Annotated in this window: 28 protein-coding genes; 18 read left to right on the forward strand and 10 right to left on the reverse strand. The window is 63.7% G+C overall.

All coding sequences use genetic code 11. The features are described from left to right. The first annotated feature begins 92 nt into the window (after positions 1-92). Entirely contained in the window at positions 93-302 is a 210-nt protein-coding gene (locus VRS74_RS11705; protein WP_354145408.1) for a hypothetical protein, read from the forward strand. Positions 303-315: 13 nt separating this feature from the next. Here VRS74_RS11705 and VRS74_RS11710 read toward each other — a convergent pair whose 3' ends face one another. Next, positions 316-987 (reverse strand): energy transducer TonB, encoded by a 672-nt coding sequence (locus VRS74_RS11710; RefSeq protein ID WP_354145409.1) that lies wholly within the window; start codon positions 985-987, stop codon positions 316-318. Between the two features lie 284 nt (positions 988-1,271). Further along, positions 1,272-1,928 (reverse strand): alpha/beta hydrolase, encoded by a 657-nt coding sequence (locus VRS74_RS11715; RefSeq protein ID WP_354145410.1) that lies wholly within the window; start codon positions 1,926-1,928, stop codon positions 1,272-1,274. Between the two features lie 135 nt (positions 1,929-2,063). Here VRS74_RS11715 and VRS74_RS11720 point away from each other — a divergent pair, with 135 nt between their 5' ends. The 4 genes from VRS74_RS11720 (at position 2,064) to parC (ending at position 6,933) form a co-directional block, all read left to right on the forward strand. Beyond that, complete coding sequence (locus VRS74_RS11720; RefSeq protein WP_354145458.1) at positions 2,064-3,041, forward strand: cysteine desulfurase family protein; 978 nt, start codon at positions 2,064-2,066, stop codon at positions 3,039-3,041. A gap of 94 nt (positions 3,042-3,135) precedes the next feature. Next, positions 3,136-4,212 carry a cysteine desulfurase family protein gene (locus VRS74_RS11725; RefSeq protein ID WP_354145411.1) on the forward strand — a complete coding sequence of 359 codons (1,077 nt, stop codon included), beginning with the start codon at positions 3,136-3,138 and terminating at the stop codon, positions 4,210-4,212. Further along, positions 4,209-4,544: a 2Fe-2S iron-sulfur cluster-binding protein gene (locus VRS74_RS11730; RefSeq protein ID WP_435521398.1), complete on the forward strand. Its 336-nt coding sequence runs from the start codon at positions 4,209-4,211 to the stop codon at positions 4,542-4,544. Before VRS74_RS11725 ends, VRS74_RS11730 begins: the two co-directional genes overlap by 4 nt. A gap of 94 nt (positions 4,545-4,638) precedes the next feature. Next, a complete protein-coding gene (parC, locus tag VRS74_RS11735; protein WP_354145412.1) occupies positions 4,639-6,933 on the forward strand; it encodes a DNA topoisomerase IV subunit A in 2,295 nt (764 codons plus the stop codon). A gap of 71 nt (positions 6,934-7,004) precedes the next feature. Here parC and VRS74_RS11740 read toward each other — a convergent pair whose 3' ends face one another. From VRS74_RS11740 to VRS74_RS11770, 6 genes are all read right to left on the reverse strand, one after another. Then, the gene (locus VRS74_RS11740; RefSeq protein ID WP_354145413.1) at positions 7,005-7,514 is read right to left on the reverse strand and encodes a hypothetical protein; all 510 of its coding nucleotides are present in this window, start codon (positions 7,512-7,514) and stop codon (positions 7,005-7,007) included. Between the two features lie 210 nt (positions 7,515-7,724). Further along, positions 7,725-8,915, reverse strand: a complete 1,191-nt coding sequence (locus VRS74_RS11745; RefSeq protein ID WP_354145414.1) for a CCA tRNA nucleotidyltransferase — start codon at positions 8,913-8,915, stop codon at positions 7,725-7,727. A gap of 86 nt (positions 8,916-9,001) precedes the next feature. Continuing rightward, a complete protein-coding gene (locus tag VRS74_RS11750; protein ID WP_354145415.1) occupies positions 9,002-9,619 on the reverse strand; it encodes a CoA pyrophosphatase in 618 nt (205 codons plus the stop codon). Then, on the reverse strand, positions 9,616-10,164 hold the full coding sequence (locus tag VRS74_RS11755; RefSeq protein WP_354145416.1) for a DUF1285 domain-containing protein: 549 nt from the start codon (positions 10,162-10,164) through the stop codon (positions 9,616-9,618). The genes VRS74_RS11750 and VRS74_RS11755 overlap by 4 nt, the downstream gene beginning before the upstream one ends. A 27-nt stretch (positions 10,165-10,191) precedes the next feature. After that, entirely contained in the window at positions 10,192-10,740 is a 549-nt protein-coding gene (locus VRS74_RS11760; RefSeq protein WP_354145417.1) for a GNAT family N-acetyltransferase, read from the reverse strand. A gap of 66 nt (positions 10,741-10,806) precedes the next feature. After that, positions 10,807-11,958, reverse strand: a complete 1,152-nt coding sequence (locus tag VRS74_RS11770; protein WP_354145419.1) for a PQQ-dependent sugar dehydrogenase — start codon at positions 11,956-11,958, stop codon at positions 10,807-10,809. On the opposite strand from VRS74_RS11770, the gene rnhB reads away from it, so the two are divergent. From rnhB to folP, 4 genes are all read left to right on the forward strand, one after another. Next, complete coding sequence (rnhB, locus tag VRS74_RS11775; protein ID WP_435521399.1) at positions 11,957-12,583, forward strand: ribonuclease HII; 627 nt, start codon at positions 11,957-11,959, stop codon at positions 12,581-12,583. The genes VRS74_RS11770 and rnhB overlap by 2 nt on opposite strands. A 27-nt stretch (positions 12,584-12,610) precedes the next feature. Then, the gene (locus tag VRS74_RS11780) at positions 12,611-13,537 is read left to right on the forward strand and encodes a calcium/sodium antiporter (protein WP_354145421.1); all 927 of its coding nucleotides are present in this window, start codon (positions 12,611-12,613) and stop codon (positions 13,535-13,537) included. 204 nt (positions 13,538-13,741) lie between these two features. Then, entirely contained in the window at positions 13,742-14,878 is a 1,137-nt protein-coding gene (locus VRS74_RS11785; protein WP_354145422.1) for a site-specific DNA-methyltransferase, read from the forward strand. Between the two features lie 165 nt (positions 14,879-15,043). After that, positions 15,044-16,156, forward strand: coding sequence for a dihydropteroate synthase (gene folP, locus VRS74_RS11790; RefSeq protein ID WP_354145423.1), 1,113 nt, complete (start codon positions 15,044-15,046; stop codon positions 16,154-16,156). Here folP and VRS74_RS11795 read toward each other — a convergent pair. Together VRS74_RS11795 and VRS74_RS11800 are read right to left on the reverse strand one after the other, a co-directional pair. Then, complete coding sequence (locus VRS74_RS11795) at positions 16,145-16,936, reverse strand: SDR family NAD(P)-dependent oxidoreductase (protein ID WP_354145424.1); 792 nt, start codon at positions 16,934-16,936, stop codon at positions 16,145-16,147. The two genes, folP and VRS74_RS11795, sit on opposite strands and share 12 nt — an antisense overlap. 130 nt (positions 16,937-17,066) lie before the next feature. Further along, positions 17,067-18,509 (reverse strand): sigma-54-dependent transcriptional regulator, encoded by a 1,443-nt coding sequence (locus VRS74_RS11800; RefSeq protein ID WP_435521400.1) that lies wholly within the window; start codon positions 18,507-18,509, stop codon positions 17,067-17,069. 144 nt (positions 18,510-18,653) lie between these two features. On the opposite strand from VRS74_RS11800, the gene VRS74_RS11805 reads away from it, so the two are divergent. The 9 genes from VRS74_RS11805 to VRS74_RS11845 all read left to right on the forward strand — a co-directional run bounded on the left by VRS74_RS11805 (position 18,654) and on the right by VRS74_RS11845 (position 25,603). Then, complete coding sequence (locus tag VRS74_RS11805) at positions 18,654-18,776, forward strand: aa3-type cytochrome c oxidase subunit IV (RefSeq protein WP_354145425.1); 123 nt, start codon at positions 18,654-18,656, stop codon at positions 18,774-18,776. Between the two features lie 10 nt (positions 18,777-18,786). After that, positions 18,787-19,908 carry an NAD(P) transhydrogenase subunit alpha gene (locus VRS74_RS11810; protein ID WP_354145426.1) on the forward strand — a complete coding sequence of 374 codons (1,122 nt, stop codon included), beginning with the start codon at positions 18,787-18,789 and terminating at the stop codon, positions 19,906-19,908. Next, positions 19,905-20,282, forward strand: a complete 378-nt coding sequence (locus VRS74_RS11815; RefSeq protein ID WP_354145427.1) for a hypothetical protein — start codon at positions 19,905-19,907, stop codon at positions 20,280-20,282. Before VRS74_RS11810 ends, VRS74_RS11815 begins: the two co-directional genes overlap by 4 nt. Before the next feature lies 1 nt (position 20,283). After that, entirely contained in the window at positions 20,284-20,568 is a 285-nt protein-coding gene (locus VRS74_RS11820) for an NAD(P) transhydrogenase subunit alpha part 2 (protein WP_354145428.1), read from the forward strand. Next, on the forward strand, positions 20,568-22,016 hold the full coding sequence (locus VRS74_RS11825) for an NAD(P)(+) transhydrogenase (Re/Si-specific) subunit beta (protein WP_354145429.1): 1,449 nt from the start codon (positions 20,568-20,570) through the stop codon (positions 22,014-22,016). The genes VRS74_RS11820 and VRS74_RS11825 overlap by 1 nt, the downstream gene beginning before the upstream one ends. After that, a complete protein-coding gene (locus tag VRS74_RS11830; protein ID WP_354145430.1) occupies positions 22,016-22,357 on the forward strand; it encodes a hypothetical protein in 342 nt (113 codons plus the stop codon). The genes VRS74_RS11825 and VRS74_RS11830 overlap by 1 nt, the downstream gene beginning before the upstream one ends. Positions 22,358-22,425: 68 nt before the next feature. Continuing rightward, positions 22,426-23,628 (forward strand): parallel beta-helix domain-containing protein, encoded by a 1,203-nt coding sequence (locus tag VRS74_RS11835; RefSeq protein ID WP_354145431.1) that lies wholly within the window; start codon positions 22,426-22,428, stop codon positions 23,626-23,628. After that, entirely contained in the window at positions 23,625-24,644 is a 1,020-nt protein-coding gene (locus VRS74_RS11840; protein ID WP_354145432.1) for an SO2930 family diheme c-type cytochrome, read from the forward strand. The genes VRS74_RS11835 and VRS74_RS11840 overlap by 4 nt, the downstream gene beginning before the upstream one ends. Then, complete coding sequence (locus VRS74_RS11845) at positions 24,641-25,603, forward strand: alpha/beta fold hydrolase (protein WP_354145433.1); 963 nt, start codon at positions 24,641-24,643, stop codon at positions 25,601-25,603. Before VRS74_RS11840 ends, VRS74_RS11845 begins: the two co-directional genes overlap by 4 nt. The last annotated feature ends 49 nt before the right edge of the window (positions 25,604-25,652 follow it).

The raw sequence follows: 25,652 nt of genomic DNA on the forward strand, positions 1-25,652 counted from the left end.
CGTGTCAATCGACCATCTGCCGGAGCCGGAATTCCGGTTTCGCGCAGCGGCCAATTCGCCTAACGCGCGGGGCAAGGGAGCAAGTGCCAAGTATGAATATGGTTCTTTCGATCGTGATGCTGGCGGCGGGTGCGCTGATCCTTGGAGCCTTCGTGTTGTGGCGTCGCGGCGTGCCGGCCAAGCAGCCGTTCTTGATGTTGCTGCTGGCAGCAATCGCTATCGTGAATGTGCTGATCTGGACGCTGCCCGATGAGAGCGGCGAAGCGCCGCTCGACCGGGTGCAGAAGGAAGCGGGAGACTAGCTCCCGCTCCGTATCAATCGGGCAAGACCCAGCGGATCGAGCTCGAATAGGTTCCGGCCACGGATTTGCCGGTGTTGTCGGTTGCCGGTTCGAAGCGCGCCCGCTGCGCAATCAGCCTGCAAGCGGCTTGGTCGAGCACGTCATGCCCGGTCGACTGCGTGATGCGGCAGGAAGTGACCCGGCCGCTGGGTGCAATCGCAAGGTCGAACTTCGCAGTCCCGGTCAACTCGCGGTTGATCCAGCTGGTCCTGTAGTCGCCGGTTGTGACCCAGCTGCCGGGGTCGTTGCGAGGCGTGGCGCGGCCCGATGTGAAAGTCGGGCCGGTCGAATCGCCAATGCCGTCCAGCGGGGGCAGCACCAAGGTTTCGACCTCGCCCCCAAGCGGAGGAAGCAGGGTGGTGCCATCCAGCTCGACATTGCTTTTCAGCTGACCCTTCGGCGGGATCGGCGTGACCACTTTCGTGGAAGTGGTCTTGGCTTCCTTCCTCGCCTGATCGGGCTCGGGCGGAGGCGGGGGTGGCAGCGGGATAGTCGTGCCGACCAGCGGCGGCGGTTCGGGCTCGGTCACGATCTGGGTCACGGCCAGCCCGGTTATGAGCAGCGCGCCCAGCGCGCCTGGAATGATCAATGCGCCCGCGAGCCCCGCGCTGCGCTGCCTGAAGCTTGTCTGGTCTGCGAATGCCATATGCGGCTCCTCTCTTCCTGCGGGCCGCCAAATGGCATTTGTGCTCTGTTGCGAAGGCGACTCTGCAAACATAATGTTACAACATTACATATATCAGGCAAGAAGTTTCGCGTTGCAGATCAGGACCTTTGCTGCGGGCATGGGCCTGTGAACTCAGTCGATCACGGAAACCGGCTGCGTAGCAGCCGCAAGCGCGACCGCGCGCCCGCAGCGACGCAACCTTTAGGTCGCATGAGCGAGGATAGCCAAGCGAGCGGACGCGAGCGCCGGCGCTTGAGGCCGAATTATTTTATGGGGCAGTCCGGGTTGAGCCGGAAATCGAGGTAATTGTCGACCGAGGCCATCAGGTCTTCGAGTTCGTTCTCGAAGAAGTGGTTGGCGCGCGGGATTTCCTCGTGATGGATGGTGATGTGCTTCTGCGTGCGCAGCTTGTCGACCAGCTTCTGCACGGCATTGGGCTGCACCACAGTGTCCGCCGCGCCCTGGATGAAAATGCCCGAAGCGGGGCAGGGGGCGAGGAAACTGAAGTCATACATGTTGGCAGGCGGTGCCACGGAGATGAAGCCGCGCACTTCCGGGCGACGCATCAGCAATTGCATGCCGATCAGCGCGCCGAAGCTGTAGCCTGCGACCCAGGTCGATTGCGCTTCGGGGTGGATCGACTGAACCCAGTCGAGCGCGGATGCCGCGTCGCTCAGTTCGCCAATGCCGTTGTCGAAGCTGCCCTGGCTGCGGCCCACGCCGCGAAAATTGAAGCGCAGCGTCGCGAAACCGCGATCGGCAAAGGTCTTGTACATGCGCTGCACGATCCGGTCGTTCATCGTGCCGCCGCCTTCGGGATGCGGATGCAGGATCATGGCCACAGGCGCGCGCGGGCGCGGCGGCGGAGAGAAACGACCTTCAAGACGGCCTTCGGGGCCGGGAAAGATGACTGAGGGCATCGGAAACCTTGCAGAATTGGGCCAAAACGCGCTCCGCCTGCTGGCGCCCGCGAAGTCGCTGGCTATATAGGGAGCGATGTAAAAATCGCAATCATTTCGCGCATTCGGCCACAGGGGCGACCCATTCCAGAACGCATCTATCTCGATCATGCCGCAACATCGCCGCTGCGCCCGGAAGCGAAGCGCGCGATGGGCGAGGGCTTTGCGATCTGGGCGAACCCGTCGAGCCCGCATGCCGAAGGGCGCAAGGCCAAGGCGGCGCTGGAGGATGCGCGCGAGCGGATCAAGGCAAGCCTGGGGTGGGACGGCGAACTCATATTCACCAGCGGCGCGAGCGAGGCGCTGTGGATTGCGCTCAACCGCGCCAAGGTATCTCGCCGGATCGTCAGCGCCGTAGAGCATGACGCAGTGTTCCGCGCCGCGCCGGATGCCGAGCTGTTCTCGGACGAGATTTCGATTGGCGCCGGATCGCTCTGCGCGATCCAGCACGTCAATTCGGAAACCGGCGTGATCAACCCAGTGTCGCAAATGGCGGAAACGATCCGGACCACCGGCGCGCTGCTGCTATCGGATTGCGCACAATCGGCCGGCAAGCTCGATCTGCCCGATGCCGACATGCTGGTGATCTCCGCCCACAAATTCGGCGGACCGATCGGGATCGGCGCCTTGCTGGTGCGCGATTTCAACCTGCTGGAACCCGTTGGCGGGCACGAACGCGGATACCGGCAGGGGACCGAGAATTTGCCCGGAGCGATGGGAATGGCTGCGGCGCTGGAATGCGGTGCATGGCAGACTTCGCCGGATGACCGGGCGGCATTCGCGGTGCGGCTTTCCAGAGACCGGATCACGCTTGGCGAGCAAGCCGATTACATTCTTGCGCTTACGCACCCGAAGCTGAGCGCGCAGGCGCTTCTGATCCAGCTCGATGCGATGGGTTTCGCGGTTTCAGCGGGGAGCGCCTGTTCCTCCGGCACGCTCAAGAAAAGCCGCGTGCTCGATGCATTTGGCGTGTCGGACGAAGTCGCCGCGCGCACGATCCGCGTCAGTATCGGCTGGAACACGACGCCCGAGGATCTGGAACGGTTCGCGGATGCCTGGAAGTCTTTGTCCTGACCCGTTCGGGCTGAGCCTGTCGAAGCCCTGCTTTTTATTGAAAGAAGTACAGCCCTTCGACAAGCTCAGGGCGAACGGATAGAGAGCTTGTTCAATGATCTACCTAGACTATCAGGCCACAACTCCACTTGCGCCCGAAGCGCGCGAGGCCATGCTGCGCTGGCTCGGCGGGCCGGACAGCGACAGCTTCGGCAACCCGCACTCGCCGCATCGCATGGGGCGCATGGCCGCCGCTGCGGTGGAGGCCGCCCGCGAGAAGATTGCTGCACTGTTCCCTTCGGGCGGGCGGCTGATCTTTACCAGTGGGGCGACCGAAGCGATCAACCTCGCGATCCGCGGATCGGGCGGTGACGGCCCGATTGCCGTCTCCGCGATCGAGCACGCAGCTGTGCTCGATACCGCGCAGGCACTGGGGCGGGCGCATGTCCTGGACGTCGATAGCGAAGGCCTGTGCGATCCCGCACAAGGCCTGCCAGCCGGAACGCGGCTCGCTTGCGTGATGCAGTTCAATAACGAGATCGGCACGATCCAGTCCACCGCCGAATGGTGCGCGAAAGCGAAGGAAGCGGGCGCTCTCTACCTGTGCGATGCAGTGCAGGCCTATGGCAAGCTCGCGATCGCCGATGCCGACATGATCGCCGTTTCCGCGCATAAGCTCCACGGGCCCAAGGGCGTGGGCGCGCTCTGGGTCCGCGACGGGGTCGAACTTGCCGAGCAGCAGACGGGCGGCGGGCAGGAAGGCGGGCTGCGTTCGGGAACGCTCAGCCCGGCCCTGATCGCCGGATTCGGCGCAGCCGCGGCGCTGGCGCAGGAATCGATGGAGATGGACGCCGCGCATGTCGAGACGCTGTGGGCGAGGGCGCGCGAACTGTTCGACGGCTGGACGCTCAACGGCAGCGCCGACTGCCGCTGGCACGGCAATCTCAACATCCGCAGGGACGGGCTCGATGTCGCGCGGCTGATGAGCGATTGCCGCGAAGTAATGTTCAGCGCCGGAAGCGCCTGCGCCAGCGGTTCGGGCCGCCCGAGCCATGTGCTGAAGGCAATCGGCCTGTCCGATCGCGAAGCGAAGAGCTCGATCCGGCTCGGCTTCGGGCGCTACACCACGCTTGACGAGATCGAACGGGCCGCGCAGCAGATTAACGCAGCAGCGAAGGAGCAAGGGCTTTGACGATCCGGGTTCGTTTCACCGATTCCAAAGGCGATGTGACCGAAGGCGTGGGCGAACCGGGCCAGTCGCTGCTCGAATTGGGGCAGGCGCTCGGCGTCCCGCTAGAGGGCACCTGCGAAGGCCAGATGGCGTGTTCCACCTGCCATGTGATTGTCGATGCCGAATGGTTCGACAAGCTGCCTCCCGCGAGCGAGGAAGAGGAGGACATGCTCGATTTCGCCGCTGGCGTGCGCCGGACGAGCCGTCTCTCCTGCCAGATCGACCTCACGCCGGAGCTCGACGGGCTGTCCGTATCGGTGCCCATCGAAGCGCACGACATGCAGCGGATGTGAACGACGCAGCGCGGTGCGTCGTTCCTGTGGAAACGCCTCTCCCCCCGCGCCCCGCGCATTGCTAAGCGCGTGAGCAATGCCTGACGTAATCGATATGACTGAACCTGACCCCTTTGATGCAATCGTCGACGCGCCGTTCGATTCCGCGCTGGAAGAGCGTTATCTCGTCTATGCGCTCTCGACGATTACCGCGCGTTCGCTGCCCGACCTGCGCGACGGGCTGAAGCCGGTCCATCGCCGCCTGCTGTGGGCGATGCGCCAGCTCAAGCTCGATCCCAATTCGGCATTCAAGAAATCGGCCCGCGTGGTCGGCGACGTGATCGGCAAATACCATCCGCATGGCGATGCCTCGGTCTACGACGCCATGGTCCGCCTCGCGCAGGATTTCGCGCTGCGTTACCCGCTGGTCGAAGGGCAGGGCAACTTCGGCAATATCGACGGCGATAATGCCGCTGCCTATCGCTACACTGAAGCGCGGCTGACCAAGACCGCGCTGCAATTGATGGCCGGACTCGACGAAGGCACGGTCGATTTCATCCCGACTTACAATGGAGAAGAGCAGGAGCCGGAGATATTCCCCGGCCTGTTCCCCAATTTGCTGGCCAATGGCTCAAGCGGGATCGCGGTGGGGATGGCCACCAATATCCCGAGCCACAATGTCGCCGAGATCATCGACGCCACGCTCGAGCTGATCGACAACCCGCATGTCGAGCACGCGCGGCTGATGGAGCTGTTCCAGGGCCCCGATTTCCCGACCGGCGGACAGATCATCGACAGCAAGCAGGTGATCGCGGATGCCTATGAAACCGGGCGCGGATCGTTCCGCGTGCGCGGGGTGTTCCATGCCGCGGAAGCCAAGGATGCGGCCGACCGCGATGCGGGTATCGAGCGGCTGGGCGGCGGGCAATGGCAACTGGTGATCTCCCAGATCCCCTACCAGGTGCAGAAGGGCAAGCTGATCGAGCAGATCGCAGCGGCGATCGCCGACAAGAAGCTGCCGATCCTCGAGGATGTGCGCGACGAGAGCGACGAAGCGATCCGCATCGTGCTGGTGCCGCGCAGCCGCAATGTCGATCCGGAATTGCTCAAGGAATCGGTCTTCAAGCTGACCGATCTCGAAACGCGCTTCGGGCTCAACCTCAACGTACTCGACGCCAATCGAACGCCCATGGTGATGGGGCTGAAGGAACTGCTGCAGAACTGGGTGGCGAGCCAGATCGACATCCTCCAGCGTCGCGCCCAGCACCGGCTGGACCAGATCGCGCGGCGGCTTGAGCTGGTCGAAGGCTATGTCATCGCCTTCCTCAACCTCGACCGGGTGATCGAGATCATCCGCACCGAGGATGAGCCGAAGCCGGTGATGATGGCGGAATTCAACCTCACCGACCGGCAGGCGGAAGCAATCCTCAACATGCGGCTGCGCAGCTTGCGCAGGCTCGAGGAAATGGAGCTGCGGCAGGAGAAAGACGACCTGCTGAAAGAGCAGGACGAGCTGGGCAAGCTGCTCGAAAGTCCGGCGCGCCAGCGAACACGGCTCAAGCGCGACCTTGGCAGCCTGCGCAAGGAATATGCAGAGGATACCGCGCTAGGCGCGCGCCGCACACGGATCGAGGAAGCTGCGCCCGCGGTCGAATTCAGCATGGATGCCATGATCGAGAAGGCGCCGGTTACGGTGATCCTTTCGCGCAAGGGCTGGATCCGCGCGGCGAGCGGGCATGTCCCGCTCGACCAGGAATTCAAATACAAGGAAGGCGATGGCCTCGCTTTCATTGCCCACGCGCAGACCACCGACAAGATCCTGATCGCCGCCGAGAACGGTCGCTTCTACACGCTGGGCGCGGACAAACTGCCGGGCGCGCGAGGTTTCGGCGAGCCCGTCCAGTCGATGGTCGATCTCGAAGCCGAAACCGGAATTGCAGGCATGGTGGTGCACCGGCCCGGCGCACGCCTGCTGCTCGCATCGACCCCGGGCAAGGGCTTCGTCGCGGAAGAGAGCGAACTGCTGGCCGAAACCCGCAAGGGCCGCCAGGTGGTGAACCTCAAGGACGGCGCGAAGCTGAATGTGGTGCACCCGATCGGCGAGGGGCATGACCATGTCGCTTGCGTGGGCGACAACCGCAAGCTGGTCGTCTTCAACCTCGAGGAAGTGCCCGTGCTGGCGCGCGGGCAGGGCGTGACACTGCAGCGCTATCGCGACGGTGGCCTGTCGGATGCGACAACCTTCGTCCTGTCCGAAGGCCTGAGCTGGCAGATGGGCGGGAAGGGCGATCGCACCCGTACCGAAAGCGATATCTGGCAGTGGAAGGTCGCGCGCGGTGCGGCCGGGCGCCTTCCCCCTCAGGGTTTCCCCAAGGACAATTGTTTCAGCCCGCCTCCCGCCGCGGACTGATCGGCCGCCCCAAAAGCAAGGGGCCGCGCGACGCCATGTCGCACGGCCCCTGTTTTCTGATCACGCGTTGATCAGTTGGCGACTGTCGCGGAATCGATCTGGGCCAGCGTGAACAGCGCCATCAGTGCGCCATTGGCGTCGACCGCGAAATGTTCGCGCTTGAGCGAAACAAGGCCGGTCTCGCGCTCAACCACGACGATGTCGGCATCGGTGTCGATCGACTTGATCATGCCGGCCGGCTGGGCGTCAGCCGAAACGAGTGCGGCACCTTCGACCAGCGCGGCATCGCGACCTGCAGCGGCGGCGGCGAGCTGCTCGTCCATCATGGCGTTGAGCTGCGCCTTGGTAACGGTGATGGTCGGGCCGGTTGCGCCCTGACCGAAGGAATCGAGACCCAGCGGCACCTGGTGCTTGCCGGTGTCGAGCGTGGCAACTCCATCGATGACCGAAGCAATCTTGCCCACTTCATTGCCCTCTGGGCCGTAAACTGTGGCGCCAGCCTCGATGGCCGAGGCCTGAGCTGCAATCGGGGTTGCCGCAAGCGCGGCTGCCAGGATGGCGAGCTTGGCAAATTTCATCATTATTCTCCGTTCAGTTCGTTTCAAACAGCGCCGCAAGCCGGAAAATCTGGGCGACGCCGGCGACTGTAACAGCCGTGTGACGGAGGACCGGGACAAGGCCAGTCCAATGCCGCAGCTACTTATGGAGCCGCAGCGGTGGTGCTCTATAGCCACATCAAATGCGCGAGTGCAACCGCACCCCCGAATGGCAGGTCGAGCCTGAAGCTGGGCTTAAGCGGGATCGCTTTGGCCGGAAAGCTCGCGATCGAGCAGTTCCAGCACACGGCTGCGCGAAGGGAAGCCTTCGTCGATCCAGTGCTGCTCGACCTTGCGCAGGGTGCGCGCGACCTGCGGACCGGCGGATACGCCGCGCGCGACGATCTCACCCCCTTTGAGCGGGAATTGTGGTATATTCCAATGCCTTAAATGGCTCGCGTCCGCGCCCTGCAACAGCAGCCGATCGATCGCGACCGCGCTGCCTTCGCGATAGGCGAGGGCTTGCGGGTGTTCCAAATCGGCCTGCTGGCGCGCGGCAACGGAGACGAGATGTCCCCGCTGCGCGCGCGACAGGCGCAGCCGCGCCGAAACGGTCTCGGCCACCTCGACCATCGGCGGCAAAAGCGCCGCCATTCGCCGCATCGGTTCGGGCGCGAATCCCTGCTGGCGCTCGGCTGCGACGACTTGGCCGAGCAGTTCGACCTGTTGGGGAGAAGCTTCAGGCAGCACGACCTGCAGCACGCCCAGCTGCCGCATCCGCGCGACTGTCGCATAGGGATGCGGCAATGCGAGCAACGCCGCGAGTTCGGCGGCGATGCGTTCGCGGCTAAGGCCCTTGAGCGTCGGGGCAAGTTCGGCGCAGGCTTCTTCGGCTTTGCGGTCGAGTTCCGCCCCGAACCGTGCCTGGAACCGGAAATAGCGCAGGATACGCAAGTGGTCCTCGCGAATCCGCTCGCGCGCGTCGCCGATGAAGCGCACTCGCCGCGCGGCCAGATCGTCCATCCCGCCGAAATAATCAGAAATCTCAAGCGTTTCGGGGTGCGCGTAGAGCGCGTTGATGGTAAAATCGCGCCTTGCTGCGTCCTCTTCCCACTTTTCCGCAAAGGCCACAGTGGCGCGCCGCCCGTCGGTGGCGACGTCGCGCCGCAGTGTCGTGATTTCGACCGGCCCGCCCTTCAGGATGGCAGTCACCGTGCCGTGCTCGATCCCGGTGGGCACGGTGCGGATGCCGACAAGGCGGCAACGCTCCATGACGTCATCGGGCAACAGCACGGTGGCACAATCGACATCGCTCACATCGGTCCCGAGTAGGCTGTCGCGTATCGCGCCGCCAACCCAGCGGATATTCTCGGCTCCCAGCGCATCGGTGAGCGCCTTCAGCCCTTCGCGCCGTGTCCACTCTGCCGATTGAAGCGATAAACGCACTGGAATTCCGTTCACCCTGAGCCTGTCGAAGGGTTGTCCTTCTGTTTCATGATGCAGCTAGAAGAAAATACAGGCCTTCGACAAGCTCAGGCCGAACGGGAAAGGGGAAGAAGGTCGTCTGCAGCAATCCGCCGCGCAAGATTGGCGATGATCGCCGCAGTCACGCCCCAGATGCGAAAGCCGTCGTAATGCAGCTCGAGGTAGCGCCGCGTTTCGCCGCGCCAGAACACTTCCTGCGTGGACCAATGCTCGCGCTCGAGCAGCAGCTTGAACGGTGCCTCGAACCATGCCTCGACCTCGGTGGGGTTCGGGCTGAGGTCGAGGTCGGGCGGCACCACGCCCAGCACGGGCGTGACATTGAAGCCGGTGCCGGTCAGGTAGCGGTCGGTCGGGCCGATCACGCGGACATGGCTGCTGGGCAAGGAGAGCTCTTCTTCCGCCTCGCGCAGCGCGGCAGCAATCGCGTCTTCGCCCGGGTCGATCTTGCCGCCGGGAAAGGCGACTTGCCCCGGATGGTCGCGCATGTCGCGCGGGCGCTGGGTCAGGATCACGCCCGGCTCGGGTTTGTCGGTAACGGCAATCAGCACTGCGGCGTCGGCGGTCCGCCCCGCCTGTGCAAAGCGCGCATCGGTCAGCAGGTCGGAAATATCCCTTTCATGGCCGCGCTCAAACAGCTGCGACAGGTGATCGTAGAGCGCGCTCATTGCGGCACCAGCGAGAAACTCTCGCCCATGCTGGTGACGCTCCAGTCGTCGCTTTCGGCCAGCGCGATTTCAGCCAGCTGCTGGTAGGTCGAGCGATTGAGCCGAGCCTCGCATCCGCGCCGAACTTGTAGGTAGAGCGCCGGGGTCTCCGGATTGCCTGTAGCGCGCAGGCGGTGCTCCGGCCCGACGATGACCAGTTCGTCAATGTTGAGGCGGAAGGCGAGGCCTCCATCGCGCCGCGCGACGTCGACCGCGATGAAGGCGGCATCCTCCACTTCGATTGCGGCCTTCTCGAACGGAGTGACCAGCCAGTGATTTCCGGCATCGTCGCGCAGCAGCAGCCCGGCAAAGGCACGCACCATCGCCTCGCGCCTGATCTTTTCGCCCTGGTGGAACCATGTGCCGTCTGCGGCGATCCGCATGTGGCTGTCGGTTACCCTTTCGGGCTGCCAGCTCTCGACCGGAGGCAGTTTGCGCGCGGCCACTTGCTCGGCGATCTGCGCCAGCGTCAGTTCGGCAAGGTAAGGCGGCGGTTCATAAGGCATTGCGGGGCGAGCGATGCCAGATCGCGCTCAATCCGCCAAGTCCCGCGCAGCCGCTTCGGTCAGCCAGGGGCCGAGCATGCCTTCTTCGGGAAGCACCGCCGGGTTGTCGCAGCGGGCCAGCAACCGCCCGCGTTCGAACGGGCCGGGGCAGTACCACTTGCCGGTGTGCTGCGCGGAAAAGCCAAAGAAGCGACCGTAATAATCCTCGTCGCCGATCAGCACCTGCGGCAGCGCGCCGCCTGCAGGTGAGGTCTGGGCGATCGCTTCGAGCGAGGCCAGCATCAATGCCTTGCCGTATCCCTCGCCCTGATGTTCGGGCAGGACCGCGACCGGGCCGACCATCAGCATAGGGTGCGGCCTGCCCGTCGGGTCAGTTAGCGCGACCGGCCAGATCTGGATCGTGCCCACCAGCATGTCTTCATCGTCGAGCGCGGCGAAGCTCAGCGCTTCGAGCCAGTCGGTCCCCTCGCGGATACGATAGGCGGTGCGCGCGTGACGGTCAGGACCGAAGGCACGGTCGAGCAATTGCTCGATCAGATCGGCATCGACATTGCTCAGGGGGATCAGACACGCCATTGCGCGGGCGCGCTTAGGCGGCACGATGCCCCCTGTCGATGTAAATCGTGCGGGTTTGGCCGAGGCTTACTTCGGCGTGACCTTGAGCAGCCGCGCGCCTTCGCCGTCTTCGAGCACCCACAGCGCGCCGTCCGGACCTTCGTCGATCGAGCGTAAGCGCCCGCCAATCGGGAAGCGTGCCGCTTCATGCGCGGTTTCCCCGTCGATCTCGACGCGCACCAGCGCTTCGCTGCCGAGCCCGGTGATTAGCGCATCGCCCTTCCAGCCGCCGAACATGTCGCCGCGATAGAAGATCATGTCGCTTGGGGCGATCACCGGGGTCCAATGCGCCGCGGGCTGGGCGAAGCCGTCATCCGCCGCATGATCGGGGATCGGATCGCCATTGTAATGCTCGCCGAACGAGCGCTCGGGCCAGCCATAGTTCGCGCCGGGCTTGACGAGGTTCAGCTCGTCGCCACCGGCCGGGCCGTGCTCGACTTCCCACAACCGGACTTCCGCATCCCAGTCCATGCCCAGAATATTGCGGTGGCCCCACGACCAGATTTGCGCGGTCACGCCGCCTTCGCTGGCGAGCGGGTTGCCTTCGGCTGGCGATCCGTCGAGGTTGAGCCGGACGATCGAGCCGAGCGTATTGGTCGTGTCCTGCGCCGGCTGCATCTTCTGCCGGTCACCGCTGGCGACGAACATATAGCGTTCGTCGGGCGAGAAACGGATGCGGTGCGAATAGTGGCCGCGCCCGGTTACCTTGGGCGCCTGGCGCCAGATCACTTTGAGCCCTTCGACGGCGCAGTCGCCGCCCGCCACGCAGTTCAGCGTGCCGCGGCCCACCACGGCGCCGCGCGTGTCATTTTCGCCAGCCTCGGCCCAGCTGAGGTAGATCGTGCGGCTACCAACCGTTTCCGCAGCTTCGCTCGGCAGGAAGGCCACGTCGCCGAGGCCGCCCTGGCCGCCGAAATCGACCTGCGGCGCGCCGGTGATGACGAACTGGCGGCCGGTCGCAGTATCGATGCCGCGCAGCTCGCCGGCCTTGAGCGTGATCACGAGCACTTCGGTGCCGGGCACGAAAGCAGCGGCCCAGGGGCGCTCGTAAGTCGCCACTTCCTCGACCGCCACGTCGGCGGCAGCAGGGCCAGTGTCCACATGTGCGGTGGCGCCGCAGCTTGCGAGCAGGATCGAGGCAGGGAATAGGGCGGGGGACAGTTTTGAGATCATGGTCATGGCTTCTGCAACTCACGAGATGGATTTCGGTGCCCGGCCGCTGATCGTCGGTGTGGACGAGGCGGGGCGCGGGCCCCTGGCGGGGCCGGTCGTAGCCGCGGCTGTCGTGCTTTGCCAGCCCGTTCCGAATGGTCTTGCCGATTCCAAACAGCTTTCTGCGAAGCGGCGCGAAACGCTCGACACGCGCATCCGGGCCGACTGCGCCTGGGGCCTTGGCGTGGTGGAGCCCGAAGAGATCGACCGGCTCAACATATTGGTTGCGACCATGCATGCGATGACACGCGCCGTCGCCCAGCTGGTCGAGCGCCTCGGCGCCGAGCCCGACTTCATCCTGATCGACGGCAATTTCACTCCGCACGGGCGCTGCGCCGAATGGCGCTGGCATCAGGCACGAGCGATCATCGGGGGCGATGCCAGCGAGCCTGCGATTTCGGCCGCGTCGATCGTCGCCAAGGAATGGCGCGACCGGCTGATGTGCGAAGCGGCGGAGGCGCATCCGCATTACGGATGGGAACACAACAAGGGCTATGGAACGCCCCAGCACCTTGAAGCGTTGCGCGAGCATGGACCGACCCCCCTGCATCGGCAAAGCTTTGCCCCTGTTGCGCAATTGGCGCTTCTATAATCCCGCAATTCGTCTAACCGCCGCGGCATGATCGAAGCGATTCTATACAGCCTGGTAGGCCTTGCCGGCCTTGCCATTGGCGGCGAACTCCTTGTGCGCGGCTCAGTCGGCATCGCCCAGCGGCTCGGCGTTTCCAATCTCATCACCGGGCTGGTGATCGTCGGGGCGGCGACCTCGATGCCCGAAATGGTGGCGAGCGTGGAAGCAGCGCTGGCCGGATCGCCGGGCATCGCCTGGGGCAATATCGTCGGATCGAACATTGCCAATACGCTGTTGATCCTCGGTGCAACCGCGCTTGTGATGCCGATCGCGCTCAGCGGTTCGGGGCAGCGCGACGCAGTGGTCGCGCTGGTGGTGACACTTGTTCTGTGGGCAATCACCGCAGCGCAGCTGGGCTCGGTTTGGGTCGGGGCTGCACTGCTCGCGGCGATCGTTGCCTATGTCTACTGGCGCTACAACCATCCGCACAGCGATGCGGGCGACGAGGAGGACGAGCCCGAAGCGCAGGTCCGCCTTCCGGCCGCAATCCTGCTGTTCGCGATCGGGCTGGGCCTGCTTATCGCGGGCGGCCAGGTGCTGGTGACCGGCGCGATCGACCTTGCGCGGCTCAGCGGCATCTCGGAAACGGTGATCGGCCTCACGGTCGTCGCGGTTGGCACTTCGCTCCCCGAGCTGGCGGCGTCGGTAGCCGCTGCGATCCGCGGCAAGCCCGGTCTCGCGATCGGCAATGTCGTGGGCTCGAACATCTACAACATCCTGCTGATCGGCGGCGCGACGATGACGATCGCTCCCTTCGCGGTCCCTGCGGATTTGCTGAGCTACGAAATGGTGCTGCTGGCGCTCAGCGCGGTGGCGTTCCTGCTGCTGGTGTGGCGGGCAAAGGAAATCAGCCGCATGATCGGTGCCCTGCTGGTCATCGCCTTTGCCGCCAACACCGCTTTGATGTTTGCCTGACACTTAGCGCGAGGATTGAGTCCTCGGTGCAACACCGCAGCATGTCGAGTCTGGGGAATCCCACCAGACTCAACATCTTGTGTGGGACTCTTTTCGTTCTCCCTTAGCTAACGGCCTGTTAACCATAATCGCCGATTATTTGGTGCTTGACCCGGAGTCCGTCAGGACTCACCCTGTGGATAACTGATCTGAGGGGAATGCATCATGGGGGTCCTCGAGACCGCAAAAGCGCGCGAAATGCGCGCCCGAACTGCTGTTGCCGCACCGGTGGAGCTGCCTTTAGGGCAGATCCTTTCGGGCGATTGCATCGAAGCGATGCGCAGCCTGCCGAGCGCATCGGTCGACTGCGTCTTTGCCGATCCGCCCTATAATCTGCAGCTGGGCGGCGACCTCAATCGCCCCGACGGCAGCCAGGTCGATGCGGTGACCGATCACTGGGACCAGTTCGAAAGCTTCCGCGCTTACGACGAATTCACGCGCGACTGGCTCACCGAAGCGCGCCGCGTGCTCAAGCCCGACGGCTCGCTGTGGGTGATCGGCAGCTATCACAATATCTACCGCGTCGGCGCGATCCTGCAGGACCTCGGCTTCTGGATCCTCAACGACATCGTGTGGCGCAAGTCGAACCCCATGCCCAATTTCAAGGGCACCCGCTTCACCAATGCGCATGAGACGCTGCTGTGGGCGAGCATGGGCGAGAAGGCCAAGTACCACTTCAACTATCGCGCGATGAAGACGCTCAATGACGAGCTGCAGATGCGTAGCGACTGGTTGTTGCCGATCTGCTCGGGCCCCGAGCGGCTGAAAGAGGGCGGGCACAAGGTCCATCCGACCCAGAAGCCCGAAGCGCTGCTCTATCGCGTTCTGCTCGCGACCACTGAAAAGGGCGATGTCGTGCTCGACCCGTTCTTCGGCACCGGCACCACCGGTGCGGTCGCCAAGCGCCTGGGCCGCGAATGGATCGGCTGCGAGCGCGAGAATATCTATCGCGACGCCGCGCTGAAGCGGATCGAGAAGGAACTGCCGCTCAACGAAAGCGCGCTGATGACAATGCAAAGCGCCAAGACCGCGCCGCGCGTCGCCTTCGGATCGCTGGTCGAAAGCGGCTATCTCGAGCCGGGCACCGAGGTGTTCGACAAGAAGCGCCGCTGGATCGCCACGGTGCGGGTGGACGGTTCGCTGGGTATGGGCAAGCAAACCGGCAGCATCCACAGCTTGGGCAAGGATCTGCAAGGCGCGCCGAGCTGCAACGGCTGGACCTTCTGGCACTATGAGGACGGTGGCGAGGTCAAGCCGATCGATGCCGCGCGCCAGCTCTACCTGCTTGCGACGGAGGATTGAGGCGCTGTCCTACACGCGGTTTGCTTGTTAAGGCGGGCAAATGCCATTCAAGCTCGCCCTTGATCCGCAGCCTGACGTGTGATTGAGCGCAAGGCGGATTTTCTTGTTCAGGACTATGTCGCATGTGTCGCATCGGTCCGCCCGATCCGTATTCAGCGAGGCCCGATGACCGAGAGCATCTACATTCGCCCTATCGGCTTTGCCCCAGGCCCCCAGCATGAAGATGGGCAAGCCGTGCGGCTGGCGGGTGGCATGGTCTATGCGCATCGCTTTGCGGTGATCCTGCGGCGCGATGGCAGGACTGACGAGCGCTGGCTCGCCAGCCCGGCGGAGATGGCCGAAGTGCTGGGCGGATTGCCCGCTAGCGTAGCCGATGAAGCGCAGGCGCAATGGCGCCATCTCGCTTTGGTGCATCCGGCGCTCGAGTGCGGGGCGCGGACCATCCGCCTCGACCAGCCGCAAGTGATGGGCATCCTCAATGTGACGCCCGACAGTTTCTCCGACGGCGGCGAGTTCCTCGACCGGCCCGAAGCGGGGCGCGAACATGCCGCTGCCATGCTCGAAGCGGGCGCGGCGATCATCGATATCGGCGGCGAAAGCACTCGTCCGGGCGCAGCAGCGACCTGGGAAGGCGACGAAAAGGAGCGCGTGCTCCCGGCGGTCGAATATTGCGCCGCGATGGGGGCTGCGATCAGCGTCGACACGCGCCGTGCGGGCGTGCTCGAAGCGGCGCTGGCAGCTGGGGCGCATATTGCAAATGACGTCTCCGCGATGCGGCACGATCCGCGCAGCTTCACGCTCGCGGCGAACAGCGGCCGCCCGGTGATCCTGATGCATGCGCCGGGTGACGGGGAAGACCTGCATTCCAACGCCACCTACGGCAATGTGGTGTTCGACGTATTCGACTGGCTGAAGGAACGGCGCGATGCGGCGATTGCTGCGGGCATTTCGCGCGCGAACATCATTCTCGATCCGGGCATCGGCTTCGGCAAGTCGCTGGCTGACAACCTTGCGCTGATCAATGCGCTCCCCCTGTTCCACGCGCTGGGCCAGCCGCTGCTGCTGGGCGCCAGCCGCAAGCGGATGATCGGGGCGCTGTCGAACGAAGCACCGGCGGACCAGCGGCTAGGCGGGAGCATCGCACTGGCGATCGCCGGGATGAATGCCGGGGTTCAGCTGTTGCGGGTGCACGATGTCGCCGACACCGTGCAGGCCCGCAACGTGTGGCGGGGCCTGCGCGATGCCGCGTTGACGGACTTTTCGGACTTACCCGTCTGATTGGCCGGGGGAGGCCGCCGAACCCGCCAGCAAGCCGCCATCGAGCGTCAACTCGCTGCCGGTCATGTAGGCGCTCTCGTCGCTGGCGAGATAGACGCACAACGCTGCGACTTCCTCGACCGTGCCGAAACGCTTCAGCGGGGTGTCGGCCACCATCGCCTTCATCCGTTCCTCGCGCCCGGGCTCGTCGCCCAGCAGCGCTTCCCACATCGGAGTCAGGATCGCCGCCGGTTGCACCGAATTGCAGCGGATCGCCCAGCCATTCTGTGCGGCATATAGAGCTACAGATTTGGAATGGTTGCGGATCGCTGCCTTCGATGCGGCATAGGCCGCTGCGGCGGGAATCCCGACGACGCCCGAACGCGATGACATGTTGATGATCGAGCCGGTGCCCTTGACCTTCATCGCCTTCAATGCGTAGCGGCAGCCGAGGAAGGTTCCGTCGGTGTTGACCGCGTGCACTGCGTGCCATTCGGCCAGCGAGGCATGTTCCGGATCGTGCGGGCCGGGCGAGGATTCGAAGCCGGTGATCCCGGCGTTGTTGACCAGCACGTCGATCGACGGATGCGCCATCGCCAGCCGGTCCCACTGGGCCTCGTCGCGCACGTCGAGCTCAAAGAACTCGCAGCCGATCTCTTGTGCGGCTTTCCTACCTCCGGCTTCGTCGATATCGGTCAGGACAACGGTCGCGCCTTCGTTAGCGAAAGCTTCGCAAACACCGCGACCGATGCCGCGGGCGCCGCCGGTTACAATACAAATTTTTCCCTTGAGACGGGGCATGTGAAATTCCTGTTTTACAATTGGTCATGTCGCGCCATCTGCGGCGCTGTGTTGAGTGCATTTCATCCGCCTGGGCGGTGTCACTGGACCAATTGAGGAACTCCTTTTCTTGAGCCGCGCCTTAAACCGCTCAAGCGGCGTTGTCGATACCCAGGTCCGCAAGCTTGCGGTAAAGGGTCGAACGGCCGATGCCGAGACGGCGCGCGACCTCGGTCATGCGGCCGCGATAATGACCGATCGCGAGGCGGATGACATCGGCTTCGATGTCTTCGAGCGGTCGCAGGTTCCCGTCTTCGGTGTAGAGCATCACCCCGGCACCATCGTGGAACGAGCCGTCGATATCCTGTGGCTGCTCGCCCAAAAGCTCGCTGAGCTGCGGGAAGCTTTCGGCAGTCAGTGCTTCATTGTCGCAGAACACGGCTGCGCGGAACAACACCGCCTGCAACTGCCGGACATTGCCGGGCCAGTCATAGGCCTTGAGCAGCGCCAGCGCCGAATCTGCGATCGACAGGTGCCTGAGCCCCGGTTGGTCGCCGATGCGCCCCAGGAAATGCCGCGTGAGCGCGGGAATGTCGCCAGCGCGTTCGCGCAGGGCCGGAAGCTTGATCGCCGTGTGCGCAATCTTTTCAAGCAGCACCGGATCGAACTTGCCTGCCTTGGCGAGTTCGCCAAGCGGCAAATTGCCCGCGCTGAGCAGGCGCACGTCGATGCGGAACCCGTGGCTTGCGCCGAGCGGGCGGACGATGCCGGTTTCGAGCATTTCGAGCAGCTTGCCCTGAAGGCGCTCGCTCAGCCGGTCGACCTCGTCGAGCACCAGCGTGCCTCCATCGCATTGTTGGAGCGCGCCGATCTGGCGATCGAACGCCCCGGCAAATGCGCCGGGCTCGTGTCCGAACAGCACCGATTCGATCGAATTTGCGGGAACGCCCGCAAGGTTGATGATGCGGAAAGGCGCCTTCGAACGCGGGCTGGCCGCGTGCATTGCGCGCATCAGCATTTCCTTGCCGGTTCCGCTCTCACCTTCGATCAGCACATGGCCATGGCCACGCGCCGCCTTGGCCGCTTGCGCCAGCGCAGTGCGGAACTTCGGCTCGTTGCCGACCATCGCGTCGAAGTCGAGCTTGGCCGGCATCTTCTCGGTAAGCGGCTGAAGTTCGTCCTGCGGGCGCTCGCGCTCGGTCGCAGCGCGCAGCGCTTCGAGCAAACGATCGGGCGCAACCGGCTTGATCAAATAGTCTGCAGCGCCAGCGCGCATCGCTTCGACCGCGAGCAGCGGCGATGCGCTGGTGGTGAGCATCAGGATCGGCAGGGCCGGGCGGCGGCGCTTCAATTCTTCGATCAGCTGGCAGGCATCGTCGCCTGGAACCCATTGATCGAGGATAATAGCCGAAAGCTGCATGCCGTCGCGCGTGCCCAGCATGGCGACTGCTGTGTCGGGATCGCCCGCGATGATCGTGCGCCAGCCTTCGCGCGCGGCAAGCGCACTGATCAACCGGCATTGCGCCGGTTCGTCATCAATCAGCATCAGCACGCGCTGTTCGCCCGTCGTCATCGCCACAAACCGTCCCGTCATGAAACAGGACCCTTGATTAGCGCGTGCGGGTAAAGACCCTATTAAGGCTGATCCGATGGGATGAGATTGCCCCGGATGGCCTTGTGATAGGGCCGTTTGCGCGATAGAGCGTCCCCATTCTTCAATCCAGTAGGGGACGCGTAAATGGCTTCGCATGACATGAAATCGGCCGAAAAGACCTATGGCGGCTTCATCAGCATGCTGAAATGGGCGGTTCCGGTGATCGCGGTGATCGCCCTGATCGTCATCTCAATCATCGCCAAGTAGGTCTTTTGCCTTGCGCATTGCGGTTCTGAAGGAACGTGCCGCCGGCGAGCGGCGCGTGGCAATCACTCCCGAAACGGTGCGCAAGTTCGCCGCGCTAGGCGCTGAAATCGCGGTAGAGGCAGGTGCGGGCGAACACGCCGCGATCGCCGACGGCGATTACGAGGACGCGGGCGCTGCCGTGGGTCCTGCCGCTGAAACGGTAAAGGGCGCTGACATCGTGTTGGGTGTGCAGGCGCCCGATGTCGAGCTGTTGGCCGGTACAAAGCCGGGTGCCTGGGTTGCAGCGACCTTCGATCCGTTCGGGCGCAAGGACCGAGTGTCCGCCTATGCCGAGGCGGGGCTTGAGGCCCTTTCCATGGAATTCATGCCGCGGATTACCCGTGCGCAGAGCATGGACGTGCTTTCAAGCCAGTCGAACCTGTCGGGATACAAGGCGGTGATCGCTGCGGCCGACCAGTATGGCCGTGCATTTCCGATGATGATGACCGCAGCGGGAACGGTGCAGGCGGCGCGCGTCTTCATCATGGGTGTAGGCGTGGCCGGGCTTCAGGCGATTGCGACCGCCAAGCGGTTGGGTGCGCAGGTCTCGGCCACTGACGTTCGCAGTGCGACCAAAGAGCAAATCCAGTCGCTGGGCGCGAAGGCGATCTTCGTCGAAAGCGTCGCAGGGATCGAGGGCGAAGGTAGTGGCGGCTATGCCACGGAAATGTCGGAAGAATACCAGAAGGCTCAGTCGGAGCTGGTGTCCGGCCATATCGCCAAGCAGGATATCGTCATCACCACTGCGCTGATCCCGGGGCGCGCGGCACCGCGGCTGATCAGTGATGCGCAGATCGCCTCGATGAAGCCCGGCAGCGTGATCTTCGATCTTGCGGTAGCCCAAGGCGGCAATGTCGAAGGATCGAAGCCCGACGAACTGGTGGTGCGTCACGGCGTCACCATCATGGGCTATTCGAACACGCCCAGCCACCTTGCGGCGGACGCCTCGGCGCTGTTTGCGCGCAACCTCTACAATTTCCTTTCCGCATTCTGGGACAAGGAGCAGGGCAAGCCGGTCCTCGACGAAGAGATAGGCAATGCCGTGCGCCTGACGCAGGGCGGTGAAATCGTTGACGAGAGGCTGAAGGGGTGAAGGGGGTACTTCTCCCGCTCGCTATGCTGCTGGTCGCCGCTACCCCGGCCGAGGAGAGATCGCACGCGCTTTCGGGCGAATGGACAGTCGATCTTAGGGTCAACTTGGACGATGAGCCCTATAACCAGCCGATGATTCTTGCCGTCGATCCGGAAGGAAACGTTGCTGGCAGTTTCTACAATAGCGAAATACTTGCCGGTCGCGCGGGCACGGCACAGGGTCGCACTTGCGTCGCATTCCGTACCACTGACGGTATCGGCTTCTATTACACGTCCGCTTGTGTCTTAGACGGTAAGATGGTGTGGCAGACTTGGTCCGAAGGCCGGAATTTCGTTCTTCCTTGGACCGCGACGCGACCGGATTTGAAGGACTGACATGGACTTTATTTCAATCCTCTCGATCTTCGTGCTGGCTTGCTTCGTCGGTTACTATGTTGTGTGGTCGGTCACCCCGGCGCTGCACACGCCGCTCATGGCGGTGACCAACGCGATTTCATCGGTGATCATCGTTGGTGCGCTGATTTCCGCGGCTGAAGCTGGCAGTGACATCGCCAAATGGCTCGGTCTGCTCGCTGTGGTGCTGGCCAGCGTCAACATCTTCGGCGGCTTTGCCGTTACCGAGCGCATGCTGGCGATGTACAAGAAAAAGGAGAAGAAGTGATGACCTTCTCCGTTCTTGCAGCTGCCGCGCACGGCGGAGGTACGCCCGCCTGGGCGATGCTCGCCTATCTCGTTTCGGGCGTGTTCTTCATCCTCGCGCTGCGAGGGCTTTCCAGCCCGGCGAGCAGCCGCGCAGGCAACCGCTTCGGCATGGCAGGCATGCTGATCGCAGTGGCGACCACGCTCGTCACGCATGATATCGCCAATTTGCCCGAGATCGGGATTGCGATCTTCCTGGGCGGTATCCTCGGCTTCACTATCGCCCGGCGCATCGCGATGACGCAGATGCCCGAACTGGTTGCGGCGTTCCACTCGCTCGTCGGCCTTGCTGCCGTGCTGGTGGGCTGGGCGGCCTATCTCAATCCGGGAGCGTTCGGGCTGCTGCTGGCTGATGGCGGCATTTCGCCTGTCAGCAAGATCGAGATGGGGCTCGGCATCGCGATCGGTGCGATCACATTCTCGGGCTCGGTCATCGCCTTTGCCAAATTGTCAGGCAAGATGAGCGGCGCGCCGATCCTGCTTCCCGCGCGGCATGTCATCAATCTCGGCACGCTGGCTGCGATCATCGTGCTGACCGGCCTGTTTGCGGTTGCGGCCCCCACCGAAACGATGACGCTGATCGTGGCGCTAACCGTCCTGTCCTTTGCCATCGGCTTCCTGCTGATCATCCCGATCGGCGGGGCCGACATGCCGGTCGTGGTCTCGATGCTCAACTCCTATTCGGGATGGGCCGCAGCGGCGATGGGCTTCACGCTCGGCAATACGGCGATGATCATCACCGGCGCGCTGGTAGGCTCGTCGGGCGCTATCCTGAGCTACATCATGTGCCGCGCGATGAACCGCAGCTTCATCTCAGTGATCGCAGGCGGCTTCGGCGCCGAATCCGGAGCGACCGCGGCGGCAGGTGGAGGCGAGCAGCGCCCCTACAAGCAGGGCAGCGCGGAAGACGCAGCCTTCATGCTCGAACAGGCCGAAAAGGTCATCATCATCCCCGGTTATGGCATGGCGGTGGCGCAGGCGCAGCACGCGCTGCGTGAAATGGCAGACCTGCTCAAGGAAAAGGGCGTCGAGGTCAAATATGCGATTCACCCCGTCGCGGGCCGCATGCCGGGCCACATGAACGTGCTGCTGGCGGAAGCCAACGTGCCTTATGACGAAGTGTGCGAGCTGGAAGACATCAACAGCGAATTCGCCCAGTGCGACGTCGCCTTTATCATCGGCGCGAACGATGTGGTGAACCCGGCCGCGAAGACCGACAAGACCAGCCCGATCTACGGCATGCCGGTGTTCGACGTCGACAAGGCCAAGCAGGTGTTCTTCATCAAGCGCAGCATGGGCGGCGTCGGCTATGCCGGGGTCGACAATGACGTCTTCTACATGAACCAGACCGTGATGCTGCTGGCCGATGCCAAGAAGATGGTCGAGGAAATCGTGAAGGCCCTCGACTAATGCGCAAGTTCCTGTTCGGCACCGTGGTGCTGATGTTGCTGGTCGCTATCGCATTCCAGACCGGGCTCGCCCGTCCGCTGGTCAAATGGCAGGCCGAAAGCGCGCTGCTCGATTCCGGCGTAGGCCCGAAGCGGGCGGACTGCATGGCTGACCGCATGGTCGATCGCCTCGACGTCTGGCAGCTCTACAAATTGCGGCAGGGCATGGCTCCGCGCGAAGGCGAGGCGGAACAGCCCTCTGGCCTTGGAGATCTTATCAAGCGCCTGCGCCGGGTTGGCGACGGCGAGGTAGTGGCTGTTGTCACGACCAGCTCGGGATTGTGCGCTATCGGAATCGGATGACCGCGCTGGCCCTTGCTTTTTGCGCCTCCCTCGCGGAACAATGAAGAGATGTGACGGGAGAGGTCCATATGTTCAGAATGTCTGCGGTGGCGCTTGCCCTCGCTTCCACGTCGCCGCTGATGGCGGCAACTCACTCCGTTGCTCCGGGTGAGGGTGCGCAAGAGCGCCTGCAGGAAGCGCTGATCCTGGCCGAGCCGGGCGATGAAATCGTGCTCGAGGCGGGCCGTTTCGTGCTCATGGATGGCCTCAGCCTCGACGTTGATCGCGTGACTTTGCGCGGCGTGGGGTCGAAGGAAACGGTGCTCGACTTCACCGGCCAAAGCGATTCGGGCGAGGGCCTGCTCGTGACTTCCGATAATGTGACGCTGCGCGATTTCGCGGTGGAGAATCCGAAGGGCGATGGCATCAAATCCAAGGGTGCTGACGGAATCGTCTATCAGGGCATCCGCGTCACCTGGACCGGCGGACCGCTGAGCTCCAATGGCGCATACGGCATCTATCCGGTCGAGAGCACCGGCGTGCTCATCGTGGGATGCGAAGTATCGGGCGCGTCCGACGCGGGCATCTATGTCGGGCAGAGCCGCGACATCACAGTCCGTCACTCGCTTGTGCAATACAACGTCGCGGGGATCGAAATCGAGAATAGCCGCAATGCCGTGGTCGAGGAAAACCTCGCGACGCATAATACGGGCGGCATATTGGTGTTCGACCTGCCGGGCCTGCCAGTGATGGGCGGCGGCGATGTGGTGGTCCGCCGCAACCTCGTTACGGAAAATGACGTCGACAATTTCGCGCCTCCTGGAAACATCGTCGGCGGGGTGAAGCGCGGTACCGGCATATTGGTGATGGCCAATGACAATGTGCTTTTGGTCGAGAACGTCCTGACGAAGAACGATACGGCACAGGTGATGGTGGTTTCCTACACGCTGCCGTTCGATGACGAGCGCTACAATCCCTATCCACGCAATGTGGTGGTTGCCGCCAATATCTATGAGGATGGTGGAAGCGCGCCGGATCTCGACGGGGCCGAGGCCTTGCTCGAGGCGTTCGGCGGGGCCTTGCCTCCGGTCCTGTGGGACGGGTTGCAGGATGGTGATACGATTGCATTGAGCGTTGCCGAAGGGACGGCTGGCTGGTCGCTCAACCTGCCGCGGCAGGGTGCCGACCTTGCCGAAGCCACTCCTGGCCCGCTTCAGGCGCCCGTGAGCGAGGTAGCTTCGCTGTCGCAAGTTACCGGAGCGCCTGCAGAGCTTGAAGCGCGTTTGATGTGAAGCAGGGCCTGATATTTCTGGCTGCCAGTGCGCTGGCCTTCGCTGCTGCGGTGGCGCAGGCAGCGCTTGGCTCGGCGGAAGTTTCCGACGCTGCGGTTCTGGGGGACAGGCTGCCCCAGACGCTTGGGGAGTTCGGCTTTTTCGCTGACGCTCCGCGGCAAGTTCCGGCGCCAGGTGTCGCGCCCTATCGCCTCAACGTGCCGCTATATTCGGACGGCGCCGAGAAGCTGCGCTTTGCCTATGTGCCGAAGGGAAAGCGGGCGGTAGCTGACGGCGAAGGCCTTCTGCAGTTCCCGATCGGCAGCGCGCTGATCAAGACATTCGCGTTCGGCGAGGGAAGTGGCCGCCGCCTGATCGAAACACGTGTGCTGCTCCACCGTTCCGATGGCTGGGTGGCTTTGCCCTATCGCTGGAACGCCGAGCAGACCGAAGCGAGGTTGGCGCTTGCGGGTGCGCGGCTGCCGGTTGCCACCCCTTCCGGGGAGGAACTCAATTACCGCATCCCCAACAAGAACCAGTGCAAGGAATGCCATGGCCTGAATGGCGAAGTGACGCCGATCGGCCCCAAGGCGCGCAATCTTTCAGGGGCATGGCTCGAACAAATGGTTGTGAGCGGACATCTCGACGCCAAGCCTTCGGGAGCCGATGCCTTCCCCTTGTGGGAAGCGCGCGACCAGGCGGAGCCGGCAAAGGCAGCTCGCGCATATCTCGACGTCAATTGCGCGCATTGCCATCAGCCGGGCGCAACCGCTTCGAATTCGGGATTGGACCTGCGCTGGGAGCAAACCGATCCGCATTCGATTGGCATTTTCAAGCGCCCGGTGGCTGCCGGGCGAGGGGCAGGTGGTCACGAATTCAGCATCGTTCCCGGCCAGCCCGACGATTCGATCCTGCTCTATCGCATGCAATCTATCGAGCCCGGCGTGGCCATGCCCGAACTTGGCAAGGGCACGGTCGACGCTGACGGTGTGGCTGCTGTCCGGAAATGGGTCGCGGGAATGGAGGGCAAACGATGAAACGGGTTCTGCGGATAGTCGGCATATTGCTTGCAATTGTGGTGGTCGCTTTCCTGTTCCTGCGTACACCGGATACCGATCCCGCCGAGATGCGGGCCAAATATGCGGGTGTGCCTTCCCAATTCGTGGAACTCGGCAATGGCTTAACTGTCCATCTGCGCGACGAGGGGCCGCGCGATGCGCCCGTCATCATCCTGCTGCACGGCTCCAACGCAGACCTTTCTACCTGGCAGCCTTGGGTCGATGCGCTCAAGGAAGACTATCGTGTGATCCGCTTCGACCAGCGCGGCCATGGTCTTACCGGACCGGCGCCTGATGGGGACTATTCCCCCGCCAGCTTCGTTGGCGATATCGAAGCGGTGGCCGACAATCTGGGGCTTGAACAATTCGTACTGGGTGGAAACTCGATGGGGGGCGGGCTTACCGTTGCCTATGCGATCGAACATCCGGACCGGCTCTATGGCATGGTGCTGGTCGATGCGGGCGGCGCGCCGGTGCAGCGCGAAGGTGGAGGTAACATCGGCTTCACTATTGCTCGCACGCCGGTGATCAACAGGTTGATGGAGCACCTCACGCCGCGTTCGATGGTGGAGAGGTCGCTCAGGCAAAGCGTCTCCAATGAGGAAATCGTAACCCGCGAGGCAGTTGATCGCTATTGGGAAATGCTGCGCTATCCGGGCAATCGAGCAGCTACGGTGGCGCGTTTCTCGCTTCCGCGGACGCCCTTTACTGAACAGCAGGTCGCTGCACTCGACATGCCTGCTTTGGTGATGTGGGGCGTAGAGGACGCGCTGATCCCGGTCGAGGCGGGGCGCTGGTACGACCGCGTACTGCCCGCGAGCACTCTGGTCGAATATCCCGGCATCGGTCACCTGCCGCAAGATGAAGCGCCTGGACAAAGCGTCGACGATCTGCGTGCCTGGCTGGAGCAGCTGTTCCCGCTGGCCCCGCAGGGCTGACAGGCAAAACCCGACAATCGCCGACTTGGCAGATGTCGCGCGATTGTTT

Origin of the sequence: Altererythrobacter litoralis (assembly GCF_036324225.1) — a bacterium.
Classification (GTDB): domain Bacteria; phylum Pseudomonadota; class Alphaproteobacteria; order Sphingomonadales; family Sphingomonadaceae; genus Erythrobacter; species Erythrobacter litoralis_A.

What these genes read in the sequence shown, in the direction of transcription:
- parC (WP_354145412.1), top strand. Translation starts at nt 4,639, where the DNA reads ATGACTGAACCTGACCCCTTTGATGCAATCGTCGACGCGCCGTTCGAT.
- rnhB (WP_435521399.1), top strand. Translation starts at nt 11,957, where the DNA reads ATGGCTTCTGCAACTCACGAGATGGATTTCGGTGCCCGGCCGCTGATC.
- VRS74_RS11770 (WP_354145419.1), bottom strand. Translation starts at nt 11,958, where the DNA reads ATGACCATGATCTCAAAACTGTCCCCCGCCCTATTCCCTGCCTCGATC.
- VRS74_RS11845 (WP_354145433.1), top strand. Translation starts at nt 24,641, where the DNA reads ATGAAACGGGTTCTGCGGATAGTCGGCATATTGCTTGCAATTGTGGTG.
- VRS74_RS11715 (WP_354145410.1), bottom strand. Translation starts at nt 1,928, where the DNA reads ATGCCCTCAGTCATCTTTCCCGGCCCCGAAGGCCGTCTTGAAGGTCGT.
- VRS74_RS11785 (WP_354145422.1), top strand. Translation starts at nt 13,742, where the DNA reads ATGGGGGTCCTCGAGACCGCAAAAGCGCGCGAAATGCGCGCCCGAACT.
- VRS74_RS11835 (WP_354145431.1), top strand. Translation starts at nt 22,426, where the DNA reads ATGTTCAGAATGTCTGCGGTGGCGCTTGCCCTCGCTTCCACGTCGCCG.
- VRS74_RS11830 (WP_354145430.1), top strand. Translation starts at nt 22,016, where the DNA reads ATGCGCAAGTTCCTGTTCGGCACCGTGGTGCTGATGTTGCTGGTCGCT.
- VRS74_RS11710 (WP_354145409.1), bottom strand. Translation starts at nt 987, where the DNA reads ATGGCATTCGCAGACCAGACAAGCTTCAGGCAGCGCAGCGCGGGGCTC.
- VRS74_RS11755 (WP_354145416.1), bottom strand. Translation starts at nt 10,164, where the DNA reads ATGCCTTATGAACCGCCGCCTTACCTTGCCGAACTGACGCTGGCGCAG.
- VRS74_RS11750 (WP_354145415.1), bottom strand. Translation starts at nt 9,619, where the DNA reads ATGAGCGCGCTCTACGATCACCTGTCGCAGCTGTTTGAGCGCGGCCAT.
- VRS74_RS11725 (WP_354145411.1), top strand. Translation starts at nt 3,136, where the DNA reads ATGATCTACCTAGACTATCAGGCCACAACTCCACTTGCGCCCGAAGCG.
- folP (WP_354145423.1), top strand. Translation starts at nt 15,044, where the DNA reads ATGACCGAGAGCATCTACATTCGCCCTATCGGCTTTGCCCCAGGCCCC.
- VRS74_RS11820 (WP_354145428.1), top strand. Translation starts at nt 20,284, where the DNA reads ATGGACTTTATTTCAATCCTCTCGATCTTCGTGCTGGCTTGCTTCGTC.
- VRS74_RS11705 (WP_354145408.1), top strand. Translation starts at nt 93, where the DNA reads ATGAATATGGTTCTTTCGATCGTGATGCTGGCGGCGGGTGCGCTGATC.
- VRS74_RS11740 (WP_354145413.1), bottom strand. Translation starts at nt 7,514, where the DNA reads ATGATGAAATTTGCCAAGCTCGCCATCCTGGCAGCCGCGCTTGCGGCA.
- VRS74_RS11805 (WP_354145425.1), top strand. Translation starts at nt 18,654, where the DNA reads ATGGCTTCGCATGACATGAAATCGGCCGAAAAGACCTATGGCGGCTTC.
- VRS74_RS11780 (WP_354145421.1), top strand. Translation starts at nt 12,611, where the DNA reads ATGATCGAAGCGATTCTATACAGCCTGGTAGGCCTTGCCGGCCTTGCC.
- VRS74_RS11795 (WP_354145424.1), bottom strand. Translation starts at nt 16,936, where the DNA reads ATGCCCCGTCTCAAGGGAAAAATTTGTATTGTAACCGGCGGCGCCCGC.
- VRS74_RS11800 (WP_435521400.1), bottom strand. Translation starts at nt 18,509, where the DNA reads ATGACGGGACGGTTTGTGGCGATGACGACGGGCGAACAGCGCGTGCTG.
- VRS74_RS11825 (WP_354145429.1), top strand. Translation starts at nt 20,568, where the DNA reads ATGACCTTCTCCGTTCTTGCAGCTGCCGCGCACGGCGGAGGTACGCCC.
- VRS74_RS11760 (WP_354145417.1), bottom strand. Translation starts at nt 10,740, where the DNA reads ATGGCGTGTCTGATCCCCCTGAGCAATGTCGATGCCGATCTGATCGAG.